The sequence below is a fragment of the Azohydromonas lata genome (assembly GCF_034427735.1).
In the GTDB taxonomy this organism is placed as follows: domain Bacteria; phylum Pseudomonadota; class Gammaproteobacteria; order Burkholderiales; family Burkholderiaceae_C; genus Azohydromonas; species Azohydromonas lata.
Genome location: NZ_JAXOJX010000015.1, coordinates 79395 through 102292, shown reverse-complemented (window position 1 = coordinate 102292; position 22898 = coordinate 79395). Strand labels below are relative to the sequence as shown.

Genomic DNA, 22898 nt, shown 5'->3' with positions numbered 1-22898 from the left:
GCTATCGGCTTACCCACTGCGATAAAATCAACCAGCGCCGCTTGAAAGCCATGAACAGCAATAGATAGCATTTTCATAGCGCACCCAAAATCACAATTTAATTATCAGTTTGCTTGTGTTTGGAAAGTGAAGTTTCGCAGACATCATACAATTTGATCAAAACTACTTTCAAGTAGACCCTTTTCCTTCAATTCATCAATAACTATATTTGACAACTGCAAAAGAGATTCCGGCTTGCCAGCAAACCATTCTTTTATCTCTTTAACTCCTTTTGAAGAATCAAGCATAAGCACTGCAATATTTGACGCCGTAATACGGGAGAGTCCCATCTCTACCAAAGTTCTCCCAGTTGACGTAGAAACACCGAGTTCCAGCGCAAGCGAAAAATCATAAATTTGAGAAAGTTTATCCTCGTATCCTGCTTCAACCAGGGCAAAGCGCAATAAATCAACATAAGCTTTACCCCATTGCACAAGTCTAAATCTAATTGTTTGCTCAACCAATCCAAACATATCACGAACAGCCTTATCAACGATATTTTGATCCGACCTTCGCGACGTCACTTTGGCATTTTTTTGCGATATTTCACAGCTTCACCAATCAACTTACTAAGCGGTTCACCACGCATCCACTGCAATGAAACTACTGTGACGTGGTTGACAAATCCCCGCATTTTTCTGCCTTCTTCCCCAGCCAACTGTGCGCCACCAAAGTACTTATACATTCTCATAACAATTGAGTTATAGACAGAATAAGACTCATACGATGGATTAACAGGGATAAGCTCTTTGAATAGCTTCTTTTTAATTTTTTCTTGAATTCGCTTATGCATACCAGTCAGTGCAATTGGACTCACCATCCAACTGGAAAAAAGCACTGATTCTGGAAGCTTCAATTTGGCAAGCGCTTGCCCCGAAGCTTCCAGAATTTCATTCTGATCGTTCTGAGGAATGCCGTAGACATCCCGCCTCAATAATACATCAAGATTATTTTGTGAAGCCCGCAACAACAATAACCCAGCAACAGCCGCTGCTTTCTCAGAGAACTCCTTTGCATCTTGAATCTCGATATTGCCTTTAGATAACCTGCGCAACAACTCAAGCACAACATCGCCCTCTTCTTTAATCACATCCCTGAATGCAATTTTTAGCTCAAACGGTTTTTTAAAAGTTAAAGGTTGAGACTGCCAATTATCATAATCAACCAGAAAAACATTTCCAATTATTTCCTCTCCTAATCTGCCAGCACGCCCAGCGAAATTCCACAATGAAGCCTCATCTAAAGGTTCACCACCATTTCCTCTGCTTGGAGTATCTATAAAAACGCTTTTAGCTGGCAAATTGACACCCTGAAAGAGAGTCGTGGTACAACAGAGATAATCCAGACCCCCTTCACGAAATGCGTTTTCAATGCCTTCCTTTAATAAACTCGGCATATTTCCATAATGAAAAGCAACACCATGTCTGACATAATTTGCAAGAGAATAAGACTTATGAATATTCTGCTCGATAAATTTTACCAAATCAGAAATAGATGGGGCGAGCTTAATATCCCCATTTACAGCCAGTAAATTTGCCAAACTTTCAGCGTTCGAAGGTCCGGTTGCATATACAAGAGACCGGCCTCCTTGACCCAACTCCTTCGCAACTGCGGCAAGTCTTGCTTCGCCTGAAAGAGCAAACCCTCTATCAAAAACAAATGACCCTATTGCCTCATCAGACCCATGAGAAACGAGAAACAAGTCCAGTCGATGCTCATCTCCTTCGTTAAATTTAACGTTTATTCGATTCTGCACAACCGGGGAAAGAGCCGTGCTTTTAACTATTGAATCTTCAACCCCAAAGCTGCGCCCCACAAGACCCATATTTTCAGCGCCAGGAGCCAAAAATACAAATTTGGTCCCCGGATTCAGTTCACGTAGCTTTTCAAGAACATCTTGGAGTATTAACCCCCTACCATCATCACCAATAGATTGCGCTTCATCAACGACAACAAGATTAACATTGGCAGCCGAGGCGACCGACGAAATAAAAATTTGAGCGCGCTCTTGAGTTAAGACAAATATTTGTTTCGGCTTATCCTCCGCATCAACCACAGGAATAGTGGTTATGCGAATCTCATTTTTCTGAGCAGCGAGCTGCCGAGAAAGCTTCATTTGTATCTCAGACAAAAGAGCACGTGTTGGAGCCACATAAACCACAACAATGCTTGATGCCGACAAAACACATCTACAAATATATTCCAACACAACGAAAGACTTTCCAGCGGAAGTTGGTGCAGAAATAGCCAGCGACTTTTCATCATCAATAACATTCCAAACATCGAATTGAAATTGAGTAAGCGCAACCTCTTTGCCTGCAACCTCAACGGTGTTTATCTTTGCAAGCAGCGCATTACGAATATAAGTTTGAAATGACAAAAGCTCACTGCCATAAGCTTTGATTTTTGCCAAACCAGGGAAATTACCGAGCCCCGCGAGAATATGCTGCACCGCCTCATGAAATTCACTATAACTTGATGTTAAAGCAGTAAACACAGCAATTTGCAACGCCAAATCTTTACTTTCTTCATCCGAAGACTGAACAAAAACGCTTGCAGATGAAAGAAGTCTAGATATTACTTCAATAGAAATGTCTTCCGGAGAACTGATATAAGCCCCCGAGCGCATCGACAGTCCCGCTCTAACTCCACATGCACGAAGTTTGGCAAGATCGCACCAAAACCCTTCACTTTCCTTAATTTCAATTGACACTTCATTAGCGAACGTGGCCATTATTTGTCTCCGCAAAAGCCCTCTTAAGCTCATCAATATCAGGAACAGCGATCAAAAAGAAAACACACCCCCCAGGATCAACTTTTGCAGCACGCGCTTGAGTCATTGCATTGGTTAGAAATTTCTCGTGCTTAGCTTTATACAACGACTCAAAGTGTTCTTCATGGATTGTTATGGGAGCCTCTGAATCTCTAGGCAAAACATTTAAATAACTTTCTTCAGAAACCACCAAGCTACCCACATGAAGCTCCCTCCTCTTTAAACTAGAATCACTTCCAGAATAGAGATTAAAATATGCTTTCGCTGCATTTCGCTGCTCTCCTTCGAGCTCATCAAGATTTGACAAATCATTTATAAGCCTAAGCTCATTTAGTTGAGCAGCGCGATCGCCTTCATATTTTGAAACCGATGAGTAGAATTCCCGAGTCGCATCCGTCGCAGTTGGTTTAATTTTGGACTCCAACAAAAAAAATGTCATTGTTCCATCAGTTTCAAAGCGTGCATGCAAACCATCAACCCCATGTACAAGCATTTCTGAAGATGTTTTTAAAGCTATTTTGGAACCTAACTGCACCGCGTTTAAGAAGCGCAATGCCACCACATAAGAAATAAGTTCTCCAACCTCACCGTATCGGGCTTTGTTCTTCTCACTGAACTTAACCAATAATTTAACTGCTTCACGATTAAGGCGTGTCAAAGCGGACATGCTTGCGCCAGTCCTAGAATTTACGCTTTGAGCTATAGCCTCTCTACGTTTACGCAATGGAATGACATAATTAACCAACTGATCAGAAATTACCTCCACAAACTCGTTAAGCTGTGGCTTATGCTCACAGAATCTAACAAACAATAAACGCGGATTTTTTAGCACTGGCGACGCATTCACCTCTTTTAAAACATTATCGACGCCATCAATAGAATCAAACAGTTCAGCAAATAGATTACAGCCAGACATTCCATCTCCCCTTGGCGAATTAAACTAAAAGCAGATTCGCAAAAACTCATCTACCGAACCAAAATTGTCGCAGTAAAGATTTAGGCCACCCAAACCAATACCGCAACACCCTTCAGCAAAGTCCATAAACCATTTTATGGCAAGAATCTTGTAGTACGCCATGGAGATCTAATACCCCACCAACATCCGACTCCCCAACACCAGCAAGCTCACCCCCACCACCGCCTCAATCACCGTCTTGCCGCGCAGAAACCGCTGCCGCACAGCCGCATGAGAAAGCAGCAGCGCAACGCCGCAATACCAGGCTGCGGAAATCAAGGCCGCCAGCACCACCGTGACTTCATAAACCCAATGCGGCGCATTCCCAGGAATCAGCAGCGCCAAAATACTCCCGTAAAACGCCACCGCCTTGGGATTCGTCATGCTGACCAAATACCCCCGCCGTATCGCCACCAAGGGAGAAACAGGTTTAGCCAGCACCGCCGTCTTCACCGGCCGCCGCGCACCTTCGAGCATGCGCATGCCCAGGTAAACCAGATACAGCGCCCCTGCCCACTGCAACGCCTGATGCAGCCAGGGCAGATTCCGCAGCACGACGCCCAGCCCCGCCACGGCGAGTAAAGCCCAGGTCATCGAGGCCAGGGCCAAACCCAGGCCCGTCATCACGCCCGCCCGGCGCGATGCGCCCAGCGCCACCGACGTCACCAGCGCGAAATTCGCCCCCGGGCTCATGATGGCCAGCGCCAGCGCGCCGGTTATCGTCAACAACACGCCGAAATACTCCACCCGTTCACCCCAACTGGTTTTTCATTCCAACGAATAGTTGGCCCCGCCGTGGCGTCAGCGCACGGACGCCGTCGCGAGTTTCAGGCTGAAGGCCATGAAGGCGGCGCCAACCAATCCGGTCCCGGCCGCCGACATTCGGCGATGACGGCGGAACTGTTGAGCCAACCTGGACCCTGCAAATATCAAGACCGTGAGATAAATCACGCTGAAGAACTGCACGATCAGGCCCAGGATGAAAAATGACAGCGCGGGATGCCCATAGCCCGGGTCCACGAACTGGATGAAGAACGAGATGAAAAACAGGATGGCCTTGGGATTGAGCAGGCTGATCAGCAAGGCCGTGCGAAAAGGCCGGCTGCCCTTGTCGTCGGAAACGCTTTCGCCGCCGTCCTGCGCCTTGCCCTGCCAGGCCGACCATGCGCCCTTGAGCAGCTTGAATCCCAGCCAAGCCAAGTAACCGGCGCCGGCGTATTTCAGAACGTAGAACAGCAGCGGGTTGCTGTGCAGCAGGCCGGCCACGCCAGTGGCCGAGAGAATCATGAGCACGGTGTCGCCCAGGAATATGCCCGCCGCGCCGCGGTAGCCCCGCGCCACGCCCTGGCGCGAGGCCACGGTCATCACATAGATGGAATTGGGCCCCGGCAGCAGCACGATGAAGATGGTGCCGAGGACGAAGGTGGTGAGATCGGTGATGCCGTACGTCATCCGCGTATTTTGGCCGCGGCACGGACGCGCCTCTTGATCCAGCCCGGTGCGACCCACAACCAGCGCAGCCCACGGCAGCAGCGGTGCCCTCGCCGCTCGTCCCAGCCAGCGGCGGCGCTGCAGCGTCGCGGGCGCGACGCCGGCACGTACGAGGCACGGGGGTCGTCAACCCAGCCGAGTGGGCCGCCTGCAAAGCTTGGATGAAAAACTCTTGCTTTATTGAAGCCGGTATGTATTTATTGAATTGAACTGGATTTCCTCCATTTTCCAGTCCGGGCTGCCGGCGAATGATTTTCAAGACATACCCAGGAAATACCCCTATCTCCCAGATAAATTCCCGGGCAGTCAGTATTCACTCACTCAAAACTCCTGCATCCGCTTGCACAATAAATAGCACGGCAGCCATGAATGGGCGGCTTAAGTCCGTCAGCAAGCATTTTCTTGCGTGACGGAATATTAAATTTCCCGTTTTGAATACCCGTGCAAAAGAGGCATCCCGGGTTTAGTCGGCCATGCACAGAATCAGTGCACGAAAAACTTTTTCGGCTGCAAGAAAAAGAGGAGACGCATGGCGGCAACGAATGCATTCAAAGCGGCGCCCTGGCTGTGCGCGGCACTGTGGGCCGGCACGCTGGCCGGCCCAGCGTGGGCGGACTCGCGCGCGCGCCTGGAGCTGGAAGACTTCGGCTGGTCGCTGGTGGATCTGCGGCCGGGCGACGGCATCGCGCCCGGCGTCACGTTCGACACCAGCCGAATGGACAACCTCATGGTGGCGCGGGTGCGCGAGACCTATGCGGGCGCCGACGGGCAACCCTTACCCGACGGAACCGACGTGATGTTCCGCCGCGTCGGCCAGCAGCAGTTCTTCCCGCGCGGGTCCGTCTATGCCTTCCCCGGCAACGGCTCCGCCGTCGCCTCCCAGGGCAACAACGACCGCGACTTCGGGGTCAACCTGTTCGGCCTGGCGAGAAACACGGCCGGGGACGGCGTGCTCGTCAACCGCTTCGATGCGCACACGGTGCCGGTGTCCAGTTCCTTCGTGGGCGCCATCGTCCTGGCGCCCTACACCCGCCTGGTGTGGACCGGGGACTTGCGCATGGAGTTGGAGACCTCCGGCGGCGAGCGCGCCCACGAGGGCGCCCTGGCCGTGTTTCGCATGCGCATGCTGGGCGCCGACGGCCAGCGCTTGGGCGGTTGGAGCACGCACCTGGACACCGAGGGCCAGGCCCCGGGCACGCTGGTACGCGAACAGTCGCTGCGCTTTGCGCTGACCAACGCAAGCGGCACGGCGCTGGCCAGCACGCTGGAGGCCAGCATGCGCGTGAGCGGCTACACGTCGCAAAACCCCGTGTTCGCTCCCGCAGTGGCGGCCGTGCCGGAACCCGGGGCGCTCGGGCTGATGCTGACGGGCGTCGGGGTGGTGGGCGTGGCGGCGCGGCGTGGGCGGCGCGTCCACGCGGCCGAGGCTTGAAGGGAGGGCACGGCCATGACGCACACCCTTTCTTTACTCCCCCGCCGTGCCTGCGGCGCTTGGGCCACGCTCGCCGCGCTGGCCCTGGCGGCGCCGTTGACGGCACAGGCAGAGGTGCGCGGCAGCGTGCACCTGCAGAACTTCGGCTGGTCGGTGGTGGACCTGGACCCCAACGACGGCGTGGCCGCCAGCGCCACGTTCTACCCGGGGAGCTTCGAGTCCAGCGTGCGTGCCGGCGTCACGCTGCGCGGGCAGGACGCCCTGGGTCATCCGCTGCCCTACAGCGTCAACCAGTCGCGGACCTGGGCGGGCAATGCGCTCTTCACCAATGCCGGCCGGTCGCTGTCGCTGGCGGGCACGCAGGCCGCGGCGGCCATGGGCGGGCCGGTGGACGGCCACCGCTACGGCTTCCGGCTGGACGGCCTGGGCAGCCGCGAGGCCGTACAGGCGCGGGACTACAGCAGGTTCGAGACCGCCAGCAGCCTGAGCAGCATGGTCCTGCTGGCGCCCAACACGGAGCTGGTCTGGACGGGGCGGTTGAGCCTGTCGATAGAAAAGACCGGAGCCGGTGCGGGCATGCGCCACGAGCGCGGCCGTGCCTACCTGAGCATGGACATGGAAAGCGAGGACCCGATCTTCGAGGCCTCCTATCACAAGCTGTTGGACACCTTCGGACGCGCGCCGGGGCGGCTGTCGCACGAGGAGTCGCTGAGCTTCGTGTTCAGGAACTACAGCCCCTACGAGACGCCGGCCTCCTTCGAGATGAACCTGGGCACCTACGGCTACTCGTCGGCCAATCCCGTGCCCGAGCCCGGCACAGTGGGGCTGATGCTCGCGGGCGTGGGGGTGGTGGGCTTCGTGGCGCGGCGGCGTGCGTCGCCGCGCCCGCTGGGGAGCGCAGGCTGAGCCTGCGCATGGAGGAAATGCGCGCGGGCCCGTGCCGCGCGCGGGAGAGGCGCTGAAACGGAAACGCCGGGCCTGGCGGCTCGGCGTTCTCCATTTCAGGCCGCAGCCCCGCGCGGGACGCGGCGGCTGCCCGGCAGAGGGCTTACCAGCTCACCTCGCGCTCCGGCGTGGCGCCGATGCGGTGGATGGAGAGATCGGCGCCCTCGTATTCCTCTTCCTGCGACAGGCGCAGGCCCACCGCGTAGCGCAGCACGCCGTACACCAGCGCGCCGCCGGCAAAGGCCCAGGCCACGCCGGTCACGGTGCCCAGCAGTTGCGACAGGAAGCTCACGCCGCCCATGCCACCCAGCGCCGGCAGGCCGAAGATGCCCGCGGCAATGCCGCCCCAGGCGCCGCACAGGCCGTGCAGCGGCCACACGCCCAGCACGTCGTCCACCTTCCAGCGGTTTTGCGTCAGGGTGAACATCAGCACGAAGATGGCGCCGGCCATCGCGCCCACCACCAGGGCGCCCATGGGGTGCATCAGGTCCGAGCCGGCACACACGGCCACCAGGCCGGCCAGCGGGCCGTTGTAGGCGAAGCCCGGGTCGTTCTTGCCCATGAGCACGGCCACCAGCGTGCCGCCCACCATGGCCATGAGCGAGTTCACCGCCACCAGGCCGGAGATCTTGTCTATGGTCTGCGCGCTCATCACGTTGAAGCCGAACCAGCCCACGGCCAGCACCCAGGCGCCCAGGGCCAGGAAGGGAATGCTGGAGGGCGGGTGCGCGCTCATGCGGCCGTCCATCTTGTAGCGGTTGCTGCGCGGGCCCAGCCACAGCACGGCGGCCAGGCCGATCCAGCCGCCCACGGCGTGCACGACCACGCTGCCGGCGAAGTCATGGAACTCGGCGCCGCCCACGGACTTGATCCAGTCCTGGAAACCGTACTTGTTGGCCCACACCAAGCCCTCGAAGAACGGATAGAAAAAACCCACCAGCACGGCCGTGGCAAACAGTTGCGGGTGGAATTTCGCCCGCTCGGCAATGCCGCCGGAAACGATGGCCGGAATGGCCGCCGCAAAGGTCAGCAGGAAAAAGAACTTGACCAGCTCAAATCCGTTCTTCGCCGCCATCGCGTCCGCGCCATGGAAGAAATTCACACCGTAGGCCACGGTGTAGCCCACGAAGAAATAGGCAATCGTGGAAATGGCGAAATCCACCAGGATTTTCACCAGCGCGTTCACCTGGTTTTTCTTGCGAACCGTGCCCAACTCCAGGAAGGCGAAGCCGGCGTGCATCGCCAGCACCATGATGGCGCCCAACAAGATGAACAAGGCATCGGTGCCCTGCTTGACCTGATCCATTGAATCGTTCTCCAAAGCGGCTTGAAGTGCCGTCTATGCGCCATCCCGGCGCTTGTCCGCCCCACCTGCTGGCGCGATGCACCAATTACGCAAGTTCGGTGCCCGCCTTGGTGCAAACAATGCACGCAGCCATGCACCGCAGGGCGGCATGGAAAAACGAAGAATTCGGTCTTGGTGCACGCCGTGGTGCATTTATGCACCACAAATGCGCACACCGTTGGCGCGCACGGATTCGGTGAATCGAAGCCGTGCGGAAAGAGGCCTTCGGGCTGGCGCCGGGGCCGCGGCCCGGGCCGTGATTCGCTCAGCCGCCCAGGCGCTGTTGCCAGCCGGCCTCGTCGAAGCCGGCGGTGACAGCGCCATCCTCCCACTCCACCACCGGGCGCTTGATCAGGCTGGTCTTCGACTGCAGCAGCGCCAGGGCGCCGTCGGCGCTGCCGGCGCTCTCGCGCTGGGCCTCGTCGAGCTGGCGCCAGGTGGTGCCGCGGCGGTTGACGAGCACGTCCACGCCGCCCAGCGCCTGGCTCCAGCGGCGCAGATCGCCTTCGGCGGGCGGCTTCTTCTTGAAGTCCACGAATTCATGCGGCCTGTCCTGGGCCGTGAGCCAGGCGCGGGCGCGCTTGACGGTGTCGCAGTTGGCAATGCCATGCAGGCGAATCATCGGAATCCAAACCTTTCGGAACGTTCACAGCGGGGATCGGGGCCGTAGGCGGCGTCCTTCACGGTGTCGCCCACCACCGACACCTGCCACCACAGGCAAAACGGCCCCTCGTAGCGGTAGCTCCACACGTCGCCGGGCTGCCAGCCGCCGCCGCGCACGCGGGCCGGGTGGCCAATGCGGCGCAGCATCTCCTGCACCGGCATGCCCGGCGTGATGGCGTTGAACTCGCGCTCGTCCATCACCTGCTTCCAGCCGGTGACGCGGCCGGAGGGGTCGAGGTCGATCATGAAGGTGTGCAGCCCCATGGGGCCGCGGGCGTATTCCAGCCGCGTGCCGCCGTCGGGGTTCGCATAGCGCCCGGTGGGGGCGCCGCCCATGAGCGTTTGCACCTCGGACTCGCCCATGCCGGGCTGGACCTTGGCGGGCGAGTACGTGGCGCAGGCCGGCAGCAGCATGGCGGCGGCCACGGCCGCCGCGGACAGGACGGGTTTCACATTCAGCTTCAGCGAGAGGCGGGGCATGGCGGTGTCTCCGGTGGGCCGGATGCCGTGGCGGGGGTGGGCCAGGAGGTTTTCAGCGTCCCGGGCGCCAGCGCCGCAGCAGCAGGGCGTTGGTGACGACGCTGACGCTGCTGAAGGCCATGGCGGCGCCGGCGATGACCGGATCCAGCAATCCAAAGGCCGCCAGCGGCAGGCCCACCAGGTTGTAGATGAAGGCCCAGAACAGGTTCTGGCGGATCTTCGAATAGGTGCGGCGCGAGATGTCCACGGCATCGGCCACGAGCGACGGGTCGCCGCGCATGAGCGTGATGCCCGCCGCGTGCATGGCCACGTCGGTGCCCGTGCCCATGGCGAAGCCCACGTCGGCGGCGGCCAGGGCCGGGGCGTCGTTGATGCCGTCGCCCACCATGCCCACGCGCCCGCGCGAGCGCAGCCCGGCGACGATGGCGGCCTTGTCCTGCGGCAGCACCTCGGCGCGCACGTCGTCCAGGTGCAGCGCGCGGCCCACGGCGCCGGCGCTGCCGGCGTTGTCGCCGCTCACCAGCACGGCCCACAGGCCCATGGCCCGCAGCCGCTGCACGGCGGCCACGGCGGTGGGTTTCAGCCGGTCCCCGAAGGCCAGCAGGCCCAGCAGCTTCAGGCCGCCGCCAGGCCCGGCCTCGGCGGCCAGCCAGGAGACGGTGCGCCCGGCGCCCTGCAGCACGCGCAGCTGCGGCTCCAGGGGGCCAAGGTCCACGCCCAGCTCCTTCATCCAGCGCGTGCTGCCCAGGCGCAGGGTGCGGCCGTCCACGCGGGCCTCCACGCCGTGGCCGGGCACGGCGCGCAGCGCCTGCGCCTCGGCCGGCTGCAGGCCCTGGCCTTGCGCGGCCTGCAGCACGGCGTGGGCCAGCGGGTGCTCGCTGTGGGCCTGCAGCGCGGTGGCCAGGGCCAGCACCTGGGCGGCGGCGGTGCCGGGCGTGCCCTCGCAGGCCAGCAGCTCGGGTCGGCCCTCGGTGAGGGTGCCGGTCTTGTCGAAGGCGACGACGCTCAGGCCGTGGGCGACTTCCAGCGCCTGCGCGTCCTTGATGAGGATGCCGTGGCGCGCGGCCACACCCGTGCCGGCCATGAGCGCCGCGGGCGTGGCCAGGCCCAGCGCGCAGGGGCAGGCAATCACCAGCACCGCCACGGCGTTGAGGATGGCGCGCTCCCAGTCCTGCGTCGTGAAGCCCCAGGCCAGCAGCGTGAGCAGCGCCAGCACCAGCACGACGGGGACGAAGACGGCGCTCACCCGGTCCACCAGGCGCTGTATGGGCGCCTTGGCGGCTTGGGCCGACTCCACGAGGCGGACGATGCGCGAGAGCGTGGACTCCGCGCCCACCGTGGTGGCGCGCACCAGCAGCAGCCCTTCGCCGTTGACCGCGCCGCCGGTGACGCGCTCGCCCGGGGCGCGGGCCACGGGCAGGCTCTCGCCGGTGATTAGGGATTCGTCGACGTGGCTGCGGCCTTCGAGCACCTCGCCGTCCACGGCGATGCGCTCGCCCGGGCGGACGACCACGCGGTCGCCGCTGCGCACCTGGGCCAGGGGCACGAGGGCCTCGCTGCCGTCGTCACGGCGCACGCGGGCGGACTCGGGGCGCAGCGCCTGCAGCGCGCGTATGGCGGCGGTGGTCTGGCGCTTGGAGCGCGCCTCCAGCCATTTGCCCAGCAGCACCAGGGCGATGACGACGGCCGAGGCCTCGAAGTACAGGTGGCCGCCGCCCGTGAGCATGAGGTACAGGCTCAGGCCGTAGGCGGCCGAGGTGCCCAGGGCGACGAGCAGGTCCATGTTGCCGGTGCCCGCGCGCAGCGCCTTCCAGCCGGCCTTGTAGAAGCGTGCGCCCAGCACGAACTGCACGGGCGTGGCCAGCAGCAGTTGCAGCCAGGCCGGCAGCATCCAGTGCCGGCCGGCGAGCAGGCCGAGCATGGGCAGCGCCAGCGGCAGCGACAAGGCCAGCGCGGCGGCCACGGGCCCGCCGGTGGCGCTCCAGGGCACGCGGCGCGCGGCGGCAGCGTCGCCTTCCTCCTGCAGCGGCAGGGCCTTGAAGCCGGCGCGCTCCACGGCGGCCTGCAGCGCGGCGACGTCGGCCTCGCGCCCGGCCATCACCACGTCGGCCACCTCGGTGGCGAGGTTGACGCCGGCGCTGATGACGCCGGGCTGGCGTTTCAAGACGCGCTCGACGCGGGCGCTGCAGGAGGCGCAGGTCATGCCTTCGATGCGCAGCCGCACGGGCTGCTCGCTCACGCGGTAGCCGGCGCGCTCGACGGCGGCGCGCAGGGCTTCCAGCGGCACGGTGGCATCGGCCTGCACGCTGGCGGCCTCGGTGGCGAGGTTGACGCTGGCGCGGCGCACGCCGGGCACGGCCGAGAGCGCCTTTTCCACCCGCGCCACGCAGGAGGCGCAGCTCATGCCCTCTATGGGCAGCAGGCGCTCGGCGGCGTTGGGAGTGGTGGCGGCGCTGCTCATGCGTGCGATTTTCCGCCGCGCGCTTTGGAGAAAGCTTGCAGGTGGCTTTCAGAAGCGGCGAGCGGCTTTGCCGCCTGATCGACGTCAAGGCCCCGGTCGCGCCGCAGGGTGGGCGCGACGGCGGCGGGGACCGCAGCCGCCCCTCACTCCAGCCGCAGCACCCGCCCGTCCCCGCTGTCGGTGAGCAGGTAGAGGCGCCCGTCCGGCCCCTGGCGCACGTCGCGCAGGCGCTCGCCCAAGCCGGCCAGCAGCCGCTGCTCGCCGGTGACGCGGTCGCCGTCCAGCGTGAGGCGCAGCAGCCGCTGCGCCTTGAGCGTGCCCATCACCAGGCTGCCCTGCCAGCCGGGGTAGCGGTCGCTGGTGACGAAGGCCATGCCGCTGGGCGCCACCGAGGGCACCCAGGTGCGCAGCGCGGGAGCGATGCCGGCACGGGCTTCGCCCTCGCCTATGGCGGCGCCGCTGCCGTACTCGCGCCCGGCGGTGATGGCGGGCCAGCCGTGGTTGCCGCCCGCCGCGGCGATGTTGAGCTCGTCCCCGCCCTGAGGCCCGTGCTCGTGCACCCACAGCGCGCCGCTGCGCGGATGCAGCGCCGCGCCCTGCACGTTGCGATGCCCCCAGCTCCAGATCTCCGGCCGCGCGCCGGACCGCTGCACCAGCGGGTTGTCGCGCGGCACGCCGCCGTCCGGCGTGATGCGCACGACCTTGCCGAGGTGGTTGCCCAGGTGCTGCGCCTCGTCGCGGCGCGAGAAGCGGTCGCCCAGGGTGACGAACAGGTTGCCGTCGCGGCCGAACACCAGCCGCGAGCCGAAGTGGGCGCGGCTGGCGACCTTGGGCTCCTGGCGAAAGATCACCTTCAGCTCGGCCAGCCGCGTGCCGTCGAGCACGGCGCGGGCGACGGCCGTGCCGTTGCCGCGGCTGCCGGGCTCGCTGAAGCTGAAGAAGACGCTGCGGTCGCTGGCGAAGTTGGGCGAGAGCACCACGTCCAGCAGGCCGCCCTGCCCGCCGTCGTCCACGTCCGGCACGCCGGAGAGCGGCGGCAGCAGCTTGCCGTCGGCCACCAGGCGCATGCGGCCCGCCTTCTCCGTGACCAGCAGCCGGCCGTCCGGCAGGAAAGCCAGGCTCCAGGGCTGATCCAGCCCGCCGGCCACGGTGGCGACGCGGGGCTCGACGGCCTCGCCGGCTTGGGCCGCGCTTTGGGCACTTAAGGCGCTTTGGGCCCGCACGGCGCAGGCGGCGGCCAGGCCCCCCAACAGCGCACCGCCCAGGGCGGCGCGGCGGGTCCATGGGGCAGAGGCAAGGGTGGAACGGGTCACGGGCGGCACTCCCGGCAGAGGTGGAGGGGTACGGGTATCGACCCGGCGCCGGGCCGGCCGTTCCCGCCGCAAGCCGTGGGACGCGCAGAGCAGGCGCCGGACAATGCCGCCCCATGCCCTCTCCGGAAACCGACTTCGACGTGCCCGCAGACGCCATCACGGCGCTGCTGCAGTCGCTGGTGCGCACGCCCAGCCGCGCCGGCGAGGACGCCATGGCGCCGGTGCTGGACGTGGCCGCGCGCTGGTTCCAAGCCCACGCCCTGCCCTGCGAGCGCCTCATGGGCGACGACGGCCAGCCGCTGGGCCTGTACGCGGAGGTGCAGGGCCGCTCAGCGGGCTCCTGGATGGTCCTCAACGCCACGCTGGACACGGCGGGCTTCGGCGACCCCGGCACCTGGGAGCGCGATCCGGTGAGCGGTGACATCGAGGGCGGCCGCCTGCACGGCCGCGGCGGCGCGGACTCCAAGGCCGGCGCCGCGCTGTTCGCGCACCTGCTGGCGCATTGCCACGCGCGGCGCGACCGCTGGGCCGGGCGCCTGGGCCTGCTGCTGGACGTGGACGAGCACACGGGCGGCTTCGGCGGCGCGCGGCGCTTCTTCGGCGGCCCGCCGGCGCGGCGGCCGGACGGCGTGCTCATCGGCTACCCGGGCTGCGAGCGGCTGATGCTGGGGGCGCGCGGTTTCGTTCGCGCTCGCCTGGCGGTGGCGGGCGAGGCGGCGCATGCGGGCAGCGGATCGCGCCGCGGCGCCAACGCCGTGCTGCGCGCCGCCGCGCTGGCACAGGCGCTGGCGGCGCTGGACCGCGATCTGGCCTCACGGGCCGACGCGCCGGACGCGCCGGACGCCTTCCCTTTGCCGCCCTGCCTGACCGTGACCGCGCTGCACGGCGGCGCGGGTTTCACGCAAGTGCCTGACCGCTGCGAGCTGCTGCTGGACCTGCGGCTGACGCCGGCCGTGGACGCGGCGGCGATGCGGGAGGCGGTGGAGGCCGTGCTCCGTGCCCAGGACGCCACCTGGCCCGGCCTGCCGGCCACGGCGGTGCACTGGCAATCGGGCTGGCCGGCGTACCGGCTGGCGGACGCGCACCCGCTGGTGGCCGCGCTGCGCGCGGGTGCGGCGGACGCGTTGGGCCGGACGCTGCCGGGCGCGGTGGCGGGGCCGTCCAACATCGGCAACTACCTCGCCGGGTTGGGCGTGCCGGCGTTGTGCGGCTTTGGCGTGGCCGGCGGCGGCGTGCATGCGGCCAACGAGTGGGTGGCGCTGGAAAGCATCGCGCCGGTGTTCCGGGCCTACGCGGGAGCGCTTGGGCGGCTGCTGGGGGTTTAGGCGCAGTGCGCAGGGCCGATTGATCCATCGCAAGCGCGCGGGGTCGGGGGCTTCCTACAGTGCCTCACGCCTCACCCACGGGCCGGTGCGGACGTCGTGGATGCCGGAAGCACCGCCGATGACCCCGCGCCGCAAGGCGCGCCGGCCCACCCTTCCCCTTTTGCTTTTTGTCCAAGGAGCGCCTTGTGATGAGCCCTGTTGCGTCCGTTTTGCTGCACGTCGATTCCCAGCCGCGTTGCGCGATGCGCCTGGCGCTGGCCTCGCGGCTGGCGCAGCGGCTGGAGGCCCAGGTGACGGCGCTGTACACGGCCGCGCCCGTGCTGCCGCGGGGGCTGGGGCTGCTGTCGGAGAACCAGGGCCTGGCGCTGGCGCCCGCGCTGGACGCCGAGCGGCGCGTGCAGGCCCGCGCCCTGTTCGACGCCTGCGCCGCGGACGCGTCGCACCTGCGCTGGACGGAGGCCGACACCGCGCAGCCGCTGGTGGCCGGCTTCGTGCGCCAGGCGCTGCTGCACGACCTGATGGTGCTGGGCCAGAGCGACCGCGACGACGCCGCCGCGGGCGTGCCGCTGGACTTCGTGGAGTCGGTGGCCGTGGACAGCGGCCGCCCGGTGCTGGCCGTGCCCTACGCGGGCAATTTCACCGACGTGGGCCGCAACGTGCTGCTGGCGTGGAAGCCCACGCGCGAATCGGCCCGCGCGCTGGCCGCGCTGCTGCCGCTGCTGCGTGACGGGGCGCGGGTGCACGTGGCGAGCTGGGGAAGCGATCCACGCGAGATCGAGCCGCTGCTGCGCCGCCACGGCGTGGAGGCCCAGTTCCACGACGAGGGCCGCGCACCGGGCGAGTTGGGCGACGCCCTGCTGTCGCTGGCGGCCGACCTGTCCGTGGACTTGCTGGCCATGGGCTGCTACGGCCACAGCCGTGCCCGCGAGCTGATGCTGGGCGGGGCCAGCCGCACCGTGCTGCAGGCGATGACGGTGCCGGTGTTGCTGGCGCATTGAGGCATTGGCGGCCGGGATGGGTTGAGGCGGCTTGAGGCTTGAAGGGCTTGACGTGGATTGGAAATGGCGCCGCCGGTGGTATGTCCGCTGCTTTGCCGTTTTTGCCACATTTTTGAGCACGGAAAGGGTGGCCACGGAGAATCAATCAGTTAGCGACGCTGTTTCCAGGCCATTCACAGAGTTATCCACAGTACTTGGGGGAAACCCCAGGCCATTTCATCAGCCCGTCATGTGGATTTGCCGCGAATTACTGCCGGCTCGCGGACGGATACCCTGGGGAAATAACCCCTGGTGAATACCTTGCGCCACTGCCCGCCGTGTCAAGAGGCTCGCTGGCCGGCGCGTTTTCCTGTTGTGCGACAAGGACTTGCACCATCGGCCAGTTTCCATGCCTGAATTGAAAAATAGACGGGCAAACGAAAACAGCCTGCAGTGTTGCCACTGCAGGCTGAATATCGCTTGGAATTTTGGTGGGCCCTGAGTGACTCGAACACTCGACCAACGGATTAAGAGTCCGCTGCTCTACCAACTGAGCTAAGAGCCCGATATCGAAGAAGACAAATTATAGCATCATTTTTGCGTCAAGGAATATTTGGTGGGCCCTGAGTGACTCGAACACTCGACCAACGGATTAAGAGTCCGCTGCTCTACCAACTGAGCTAAGAGCCCCCGAATAAACCTTGCGCAAATGACACTGGTGGGTTGTGCAGGATTCGAACCTGCGACCAACGGATTAAAAGTCCGCTGCTCTACCGGCTGAGCTAACAACCCCTGCGTTGTCATCCGCGAAGCCTTGCATTCTAGCAGAGGATTTTTGGCTTTGCAAACCCCTTGCGAATGTTTTTTTGAAGTTTCGCGTTCGGCGCCCAGAGCGGGCGCCCTCGCCGCCTTCAGCGCCGCGCCAGCACCAGACGGATGAGCTCCGCCGCGGCCACCATGCCGAAGGTGGCGGTGACGGTGACGCTGGAGCCGTAGCCGTGGCAGTTGAGGCTGCCGTCCACCGAGCAGGCCGCGTCCTGCGGCGGCAGCACGCTCTCGCGCGAGAACACGCAGCGCACGCCGATGGCCCCGCTGCGCGGCGCACCCAGCTTGCGCAGGCGCTGGCGCAGCCCGGCCAGCAGCGGGTCGTGCGTGGTGTGGGCGAGGTCATCGACCTCCACGCGCTGCGGCTGCAGCTTGCCGCCGGCCGCGCCCACGGCCACCAGTGGCACGCGTTCGCGCAGCGCCCAATCGGCCAGGGCCAGCTTGGCCTTGGACTGGTCGCAGGCGTCTATGAGCCCGTCCACCGGCGCGGGCAGCAGCGCGGGCCAGTTGCCGGGCTCCACGAACTCCTCCACGCCGTGGACTTCGCAGCGCGGGTGGATGTCGGCGATGCGCTGCCGAAGCGCCTGCACCTTGGCCATGCCCAGGGTGGAGCCCAGGGCCTGGATCTGGCGGTTGATGTTGGATTCGGCGACGTGGTCCAGGTCTATGAGCGTGAGCGAGGCCACGCCGCAGCGCGCCAGCGCCTCGGCGGCCCAGGAGCCCACGCCGCCCACGCCCACCACCGCCAGCCGCGCGCCGCGCAGCCGCGCGTAGGCCGCCTCGCCGTGCAGCCGGCGCAAGCCGCCGAAGCGGCGCTCGTCGTCCGCCTCGTCCAGGCCGGCCGCTTCCGGCAGCGCCAGCAGCGGCTCGCCGCCCTGGGCAGCGGTGGCGATGCTCACTTGAGCACCGCCAGGCGCTCCTTGCCGGCCACGGCGGCTTCGGACTGCGGGTAGTTCTTCACCAGGTCGCCGAGCGTGGCGCGGGCCGCCTTGGTGTCCTTGGCTTCGATTTGCGCGTTGGCCGCGGCCAGCAGCGCCTCCGGCGCGCGCGGGTGCTGCGGCGCGGCGGCGACGAAGGCGCGGAAGGTGGCGATCGCCTCCTTGTAGTCGCGCTTGCCATACAGGGCGTTGCCCAGCCAGAAGCGCGCGGCGTCGGTGTAGCCGCTTTGCGGCCAGCGTTTCATGAAGGCGGCAAAGCCGGCGGCGGCGCCGTTGAAGTCGGCGTTGCGCAGCAGCGCCACGGCCTCGTCGTACTGGCGCTTCTCGTCCACCTCGGCCGTGAACTCCTTGCCGTCCACGGTGACCTTCTGCGGCTCGAGCTTGCGCATGCGCTCGTCCACGCCTTGGGCGATGTCCTTTTGCCGGCGCTGCAGCTCGGCCACGTCGCGGGCGAGCTGCTCGTTGGTGCCGCGCAGCGTCGCCATCTCGGCGCGCTGCGTCTCCATCTGGTTGTTGAGGTCCACCAGGCTGCGGCGCAGGTTGGTGAGCTCCTCCTGCATTTGCGCGTCCAGGGCCTTCTGGGCCTTGGACGCGTCCTCGACCTGCTTGCGCAGCTCCAGGATGGCGCGCCGCGCTTCGTTGTCCGGGAACATCTCGGCGCGTGCCGCGGGCAGCGCCAGCGCAAGCGCGGCCGCCAGGGCCAGGAAACGCGGTGCCTTGCTCATGGTCAGCGGTCCTTGATCTCGGCGCGGCGGTTCTTGGCGAAGGCCGCCTCGTCGCTGCCCTGCACGGCCGGGCGCTCCTCGCCGAAGCTCACGGGCTCGACCTGGTTGGCGCTCACGCCCAGCAGCGTCATGGCGCGGGTCACGGCCTCGGCGCGCTTCTGGCCCAGGGCCAGGTTGTATTCGCGGCCGCCGCGCTCGTCGGTGTGGCCTTCGACGCTCACGCGCTTGGACTTGTCGGCGTTCAGGCGCTTGGCTTGCGTCTCGACCACGGAGCGGTACTCGTCCTTGACCACGAAGCTGTCGAAGTCGAAGTACACGACGCGCGGCGCGTTGGCCAGCGCGGCGTTGGGGTCCACGTTCACGGTCGTGACCTGCGACTGCGCTGCGCCGTTGCCCGCACCGGCGGCGCCGGCATTGGCGTCGGCCGCCGTGGGCGTGCGCGTTTCCACGGGCGTGTCGTTGAGCTTGACGCCGGAAGCGCAACCGGCCAGCAGGGCCGCCACGGCCAGGGCGCTCAGGCCGCCACGAAATGCTTTCATCTCTACCTCTCCTTGAAGATCCAAAAATTTTGTCCCATCCACCTTGCCGCTTCGTGAAGGAGAGCGGCTGAGGTCACGCGGCCGGCCGGGAAGTTCCGGCACGCGCTCCGGCCCGGGGGCCGGTTGTTCAGGGCCGCTCAGCGGCCGAAGGGCCCCCAGGCCGGCTCGCGCACGTCCAGACCCGAGGACAGCAGCCGCGTCTTGATGCGGCCGTCCAGCGTGGTGGTCATGAGCAGGTCGCGCCCGCCGCCGCGGGTGGCGTAGATGATCAGCCGGCCGTTGGGGGCGAAGCTGGGGCTCTCGTCGTCCGTGGAGTCGGTGAGCGCGCGACTGTCGCCGCTGCCCAGGTCCATGAGCATGAGCTTGAAGCCCCCGCCCTGGCGCGTGACGTAGGCCATGGAGCGGCCGTCGGGGCTGATGGCGGGGCTGATGTTGTAGCTGCCGTTGAAGGTCACGCGCTCCGGCGAGCCGCCGCCGGCACCCATGCGGTAGATCTGCGGGCCGCCGCCGCGGTCGCTCACGAAATAGATCCTGCTGCCGTCGGGGGTGAAGACGGGCTCGGTGTCGATGGCCGAGCTGGTGGTGAGGCGCCGCGGCTCGCCGCCGTTGCGGCTGATGAGGTGCAGTTGCGAGCCGCCCTCGCGCGAGAGCGTCACCGCGAGCTGGCTGCCGTCGGGCGACCAGGCCGGGGCGCTGTTGGTGCCGCGGAAGTCGGCCACCTTGCGCCGCGCGCCGCTGGAGATGTCCTGCACCCAGACCACGGCCTTGCGCGTCTCGAAGCTCACGTAGGCCAGCTCGCGCCCGTTGGGCGACCAGGCCGGCGAGATGATGGGCTCCGGGCTGGCCAGCGCCACCTGTCCGCCCTCGCCGTCGGCGTCGGTCACGCGCAGCGTGTAGCGGCCCGCGGCGCGGGTGACGTAGGCGATGCGGGTAGAGAACACGCCCTTCTCGCCCGTGAGCCGCTCGTAGACGGCGTCGGCCACGCGGTGCGCGGCCAGGCGCAGGTCCAGGGCCTGCACGGCGAAGGCCTGGCCGCCCAGGTCCTCGCCCTTGACCACGTCCCACAGCTTGTGGCGCACGTCGAAGCGGCCGTCGGCCAGGCGGCTGACGGAGCCCGCCACCAGCGCGTCGACGTTGCGGCCCTTCCACTCGTTCATGACGGGCGTCGAGCCCTCGTCCAGCGCGCCGGGCGCTTCGGAAGCGCGGAACAGCCCGCTGCGCTCCAGGTCGGCGCGCACGATCTCGCTGATGGGCTGGCCGCCCAGCTTCTCGTCGCGGAAGCGGCCGATGGCGAGGGGAATCTGCGTGGCGCCGACGCCGCTGATCTCGACACGGAACTGCGCCAGCGCCGGTGCGCAGGCCGTCGCGCCCAACGCGGACAACACGGCACGCCGGCGCCAGCTCGGGGCGCGCAAAGCAACAGGTGTGGACATGAAGAAGGCAGGCAGCCAAAAGCGCAGGATTCTAGGCAAGCGCCGGACCGGGGCCGGCCGCGCCAAGGTCATCGGACGCAAAAGCGCAATTCGGAGTCGCCATGAGATCGACGCCGAACGGTGGCGCCGGATGACGACGCAACGCCGCGCCGCGGCCCTGCGGGCGGCGGGCGTCGCGGGCCGCTCAGCCCGCCCTCACCGCGGCCCGCTCCATGCGCCCGCCATGGGCCGCCTGGGCGCCGAACAGGCCGCCGGGCAACTGGAACGCGGCCACGGCCTCGACGAGCTGCTCGGCCTGGCGCTGCAGGCTGCCGGCCGCCGCGGCGGATTCCTCCACCAGCGCGGCGTTCTGCTGCGTGGTGCGGTCCAGCTGCGTCACGGCCTCGTTGATCTGGCCGATGCCGTCGGCCTGCTGGTTGGTGGCGCTGTTGATGTCGGCGATGAGCTGGCGCACGCGCTCCACCTGGCCCACGATCTCGCCCATGGCCTGGCCGGCCTGGTCGGCCAGCGCGCTGCCGGCCTGGGCCTTGGTCAGGCTCTCCTCGATCAGGCCCTTGATCTCCCGGGCCGCGCTGGCCGAGCGCTGCGCCAGCGTGCGCACCTCGCCGGCCACCACCGCGAAGCCGCGCCCGGCGTCGCCCGCGCGCGCGGCCTCCACCGCGGCATTGAGCGCCAGGATGTTGGTCTGGAAGGCGATGCCGTCGATCAGCCCGGTGATCTGGGCGATCTTGTGCGAGGCGTCGTTGATCTCGCGCATCGTGCCCACCACCTGGCCCACCACCTCGCCGCCCTTGGAGGCGGCGCGGCTGGCATCGCCGGCGAGCTGCGTGGCCTGCTGCGCCGTGTCGGCGCTGGTGTGCACCGTGGCCGACATCTGCTCCATGGAGGCGGCCGTCTGCTGCAGGCTGCTGGCCTGTGCCTCGGTGCGCTGCGACAGGTCGGCGTTGCCGCCGGCGATCTGGCGCGAGCCGGTGGCGATGAGGTCCGTGCAGCTGCGCACCGAGGACACCACGCGCGCCAGGCTGCCGTTCATGGTGCCCAGCGCCCGCAGCAGCCGGCCGACCTCGTCGCGCCCGCCGCCCTCGATGCGGTTGTCGAGCTTGCCCGCGGCCACGGCCTCGGCCAGGGCCAGCGCGTGGGCGATCGACCCGCTGATGCCGTGCGTGACGGCCCACATGATCCACAGCCCAAACAGCAGCAGCCCGGCGGTGGCGCCCAGCAGCACCGCCAGCGCCTGGCGCGCGCTGCCGACGCTGTGCTGCAGCTGCGCTTCGAGCTGCTTGAGCGAGGCGTCGATGAGCGTGAACTGCTGGTCGATCACGCGCGTGATGCCGGCGCTGAACTCCGCCGCGGGCTGGGTCAGCGCCTCGGCGCGCACGATGCGCTCGTCCACCAGCTTGACGCCCTCCTCGGCGGCGGCGCGCGCCGCCGCCAGCGGTGCGGCGATGGCCTGGCCCAGCGCGGCGTCGCGCTGCCCGGCCAGCGCCAGCGCCTTGGCGGCGTCCTCGGCGTGGTGGCGCGCCAAGACCATCAGCATGTCCACGCGCGCCTTCTGCTCCGGCGTGGCCTCGCCCTTGACCAGCAGCCGCACGCCCTGGGCACGCGCCTGGCCCAGCGCCTCCGTCAGGCGCGGCAGGTGCGTGAGCACGCCGAGCTGCAGGAAGTAGCCCGGCGCATCCGGGTGCAGCACGATGCCGCTGGCATTGGCCACGTCTTCCAGCAGCGCCAGCTCCCGCCCAATCAGCGCGGTGTGGCGGGCGAAGCTCTGCGGGCCCTCCACGCGCTGGCCGCTCACGTCGGCCGCCAGCGCCTGCCAGTCGCGCTCGATCTCGCCCACCGCGCCGGCGAGCCCGTCGTTGCCCAGCGTCGCCACCGAGGCCCTGGCCTGGCCCAGCGCGCGCTCCACCAGCGCCTGCTTCTCCTGCCGCGCCGCGGCCACCGAGGCGTCGCCACCGAGCACGGCCGCCGACTGGCCGCGGTGCTGCTGCGTGAGCTGGATCAGGCCCAGCAGGTCGCGCGCGGGCGCCATGCCCGCGAGCTCCGACTTCGCCAGGCCCAGCTGTTCCAGGAAGGTGTTGACCGCCAGCACGCACGGCAGCAGCGCCATCAGCGCCGCCACGGCGCCGATGAGCATGAACTTGTGGGCCAACTTCAGGTTGGCGAGGAACTGACGCATAAGCGCTCTCCGCGGGAGGTTTTTCGAGTTCGGTACGGGTTTGGCCCAGTATCCGGGCTGGCC

At 65.7% G+C, this 22898-nt stretch carries 19 protein-coding genes and 3 tRNA genes; 4 read left to right on the top strand and 18 right to left on the bottom strand.

The annotated features are described in order from the left end of the window. Positions 1-143: 143 nt before the first annotated feature. The 5 genes from SM757_RS11655 to leuE form a co-directional block, all read right to left on the bottom strand. The gene (locus tag SM757_RS11655; protein WP_322465589.1) at positions 144-512 is read right to left on the bottom strand and encodes a hypothetical protein; all 369 of its coding nucleotides are present in this window, start codon (positions 510-512) and stop codon (positions 144-146) included. 47 nt (positions 513-559) lie between these two features. Further along, the gene (locus SM757_RS11650) at positions 560-2773 is read right to left on the bottom strand and encodes a DEAD/DEAH box helicase (RefSeq protein ID WP_322465588.1); all 2214 of its coding nucleotides are present in this window, start codon (positions 2771-2773) and stop codon (positions 560-562) included. Continuing rightward, entirely contained in the window at positions 2757-3728 is a 972-nt protein-coding gene (locus tag SM757_RS11645; protein ID WP_322465587.1) for a HamA C-terminal domain-containing protein, read from the bottom strand. The genes SM757_RS11650 and SM757_RS11645 overlap by 17 nt, the downstream gene beginning before the upstream one ends. Positions 3729-3896: 168 nt before the next feature. Then, positions 3897-4460, bottom strand: a complete 564-nt coding sequence (locus SM757_RS11640; RefSeq protein ID WP_322465597.1) for a LysE family transporter — start codon at positions 4458-4460, stop codon at positions 3897-3899. A 108-nt stretch (positions 4461-4568) separates the two neighbouring features. Next, the gene (gene leuE, locus SM757_RS11635) at positions 4569-5219 is read right to left on the bottom strand and encodes a leucine efflux protein LeuE (RefSeq protein WP_322465596.1); all 651 of its coding nucleotides are present in this window, start codon (positions 5217-5219) and stop codon (positions 4569-4571) included. Positions 5220-5787: 568 nt separating this feature from the next. Between leuE and SM757_RS11630 the strand changes: the two genes are divergently transcribed. Together SM757_RS11630 and SM757_RS11625 are read left to right on the top strand one after the other, a co-directional pair. Next, positions 5788-6690: a PEP-CTERM sorting domain-containing protein gene (locus SM757_RS11630; protein ID WP_322465586.1), complete on the top strand. Its 903-nt coding sequence runs from the start codon at positions 5788-5790 to the stop codon at positions 6688-6690. 15 nt (positions 6691-6705) lie between these two features. Next, the gene (locus tag SM757_RS11625; RefSeq protein ID WP_322465585.1) at positions 6706-7596 is read left to right on the top strand and encodes a PEP-CTERM sorting domain-containing protein; all 891 of its coding nucleotides are present in this window, start codon (positions 6706-6708) and stop codon (positions 7594-7596) included. A gap of 142 nt (positions 7597-7738) precedes the next feature. Here the strand turns inward: SM757_RS11625 and SM757_RS11620 are convergent, their stop codons facing one another. The 5 genes from SM757_RS11620 to SM757_RS11600 all read right to left on the bottom strand — a co-directional run bounded on the left by SM757_RS11620 (position 7739) and on the right by SM757_RS11600 (position 13897). Continuing rightward, positions 7739-8941: an ammonium transporter gene (locus SM757_RS11620; RefSeq protein WP_322465584.1), complete on the bottom strand. Its 1203-nt coding sequence runs from the start codon at positions 8939-8941 to the stop codon at positions 7739-7741. Between the two features lie 304 nt (positions 8942-9245). Next, positions 9246-9602: a Spx/MgsR family RNA polymerase-binding regulatory protein gene (locus SM757_RS11615; protein WP_322465583.1), complete on the bottom strand. Its 357-nt coding sequence runs from the start codon at positions 9600-9602 to the stop codon at positions 9246-9248. Continuing rightward, a complete protein-coding gene (locus tag SM757_RS11610) occupies positions 9599-10123 on the bottom strand; it encodes a hypothetical protein (protein ID WP_066340507.1) in 525 nt (174 codons plus the stop codon). Before SM757_RS11610 ends, SM757_RS11615 begins: the two co-directional genes overlap by 4 nt. 52 nt (positions 10124-10175) lie before the next feature. Then, positions 10176-12584 (bottom strand): heavy metal translocating P-type ATPase, encoded by a 2409-nt coding sequence (locus SM757_RS11605; RefSeq protein WP_322465582.1) that lies wholly within the window; start codon positions 12582-12584, stop codon positions 10176-10178. A gap of 143 nt (positions 12585-12727) precedes the next feature. Then, positions 12728-13897 (bottom strand): PQQ-dependent sugar dehydrogenase, encoded by a 1170-nt coding sequence (locus tag SM757_RS11600; RefSeq protein ID WP_322465581.1) that lies wholly within the window; start codon positions 13895-13897, stop codon positions 12728-12730. 113 nt (positions 13898-14010) lie between these two features. On the opposite strand from SM757_RS11600, the gene SM757_RS11595 reads away from it, so the two are divergent. Continuing rightward, entirely contained in the window at positions 14011-15222 is a 1212-nt protein-coding gene (locus tag SM757_RS11595; RefSeq protein ID WP_322465580.1) for a M20 family metallopeptidase, read from the top strand. A gap of 188 nt (positions 15223-15410) precedes the next feature. After that, entirely contained in the window at positions 15411-16220 is an 810-nt protein-coding gene (locus tag SM757_RS11590) for a universal stress protein (RefSeq protein WP_322465579.1), read from the top strand. A gap of 468 nt (positions 16221-16688) precedes the next feature. Here SM757_RS11590 and SM757_RS11585 read toward each other — a convergent pair. The 8 genes from SM757_RS11585 to SM757_RS11550 form a co-directional block, all read right to left on the bottom strand. Beyond that, positions 16689-16764 (bottom strand) — tRNA-Lys (locus tag SM757_RS11585). Between the two features lie 49 nt (positions 16765-16813). After that, a tRNA-Lys gene (locus SM757_RS11580) sits at positions 16814-16889 on the bottom strand. A gap of 26 nt (positions 16890-16915) precedes the next feature. Next, positions 16916-16991: transfer RNA gene (locus SM757_RS11575), tRNA-Lys, on the bottom strand. A 119-nt stretch (positions 16992-17110) separates the two neighbouring features. Next, positions 17111-17887: a tRNA threonylcarbamoyladenosine dehydratase gene (locus SM757_RS11570; protein ID WP_084267959.1), complete on the bottom strand. Its 777-nt coding sequence runs from the start codon at positions 17885-17887 to the stop codon at positions 17111-17113. Between the two features lie 32 nt (positions 17888-17919). Next, complete coding sequence (gene ybgF / locus SM757_RS11565) at positions 17920-18687, bottom strand: tol-pal system protein YbgF (RefSeq protein ID WP_174548659.1); 768 nt, start codon at positions 18685-18687, stop codon at positions 17920-17922. A gap of 2 nt (positions 18688-18689) precedes the next feature. Continuing rightward, positions 18690-19226, bottom strand: a complete 537-nt coding sequence (gene pal, locus SM757_RS11560; protein ID WP_066342173.1) for a peptidoglycan-associated lipoprotein Pal — start codon at positions 19224-19226, stop codon at positions 18690-18692. A gap of 137 nt (positions 19227-19363) precedes the next feature. After that, positions 19364-20659 (bottom strand): Tol-Pal system beta propeller repeat protein TolB, encoded by a 1296-nt coding sequence (tolB, locus tag SM757_RS11555; protein ID WP_322465578.1) that lies wholly within the window; start codon positions 20657-20659, stop codon positions 19364-19366. 184 nt (positions 20660-20843) lie between these two features. Then, positions 20844-22835 (bottom strand): methyl-accepting chemotaxis protein, encoded by a 1992-nt coding sequence (locus SM757_RS11550; protein WP_322465577.1) that lies wholly within the window; start codon positions 22833-22835, stop codon positions 20844-20846. Between the last annotated feature and the right edge of the window lie 63 nt (positions 22836-22898).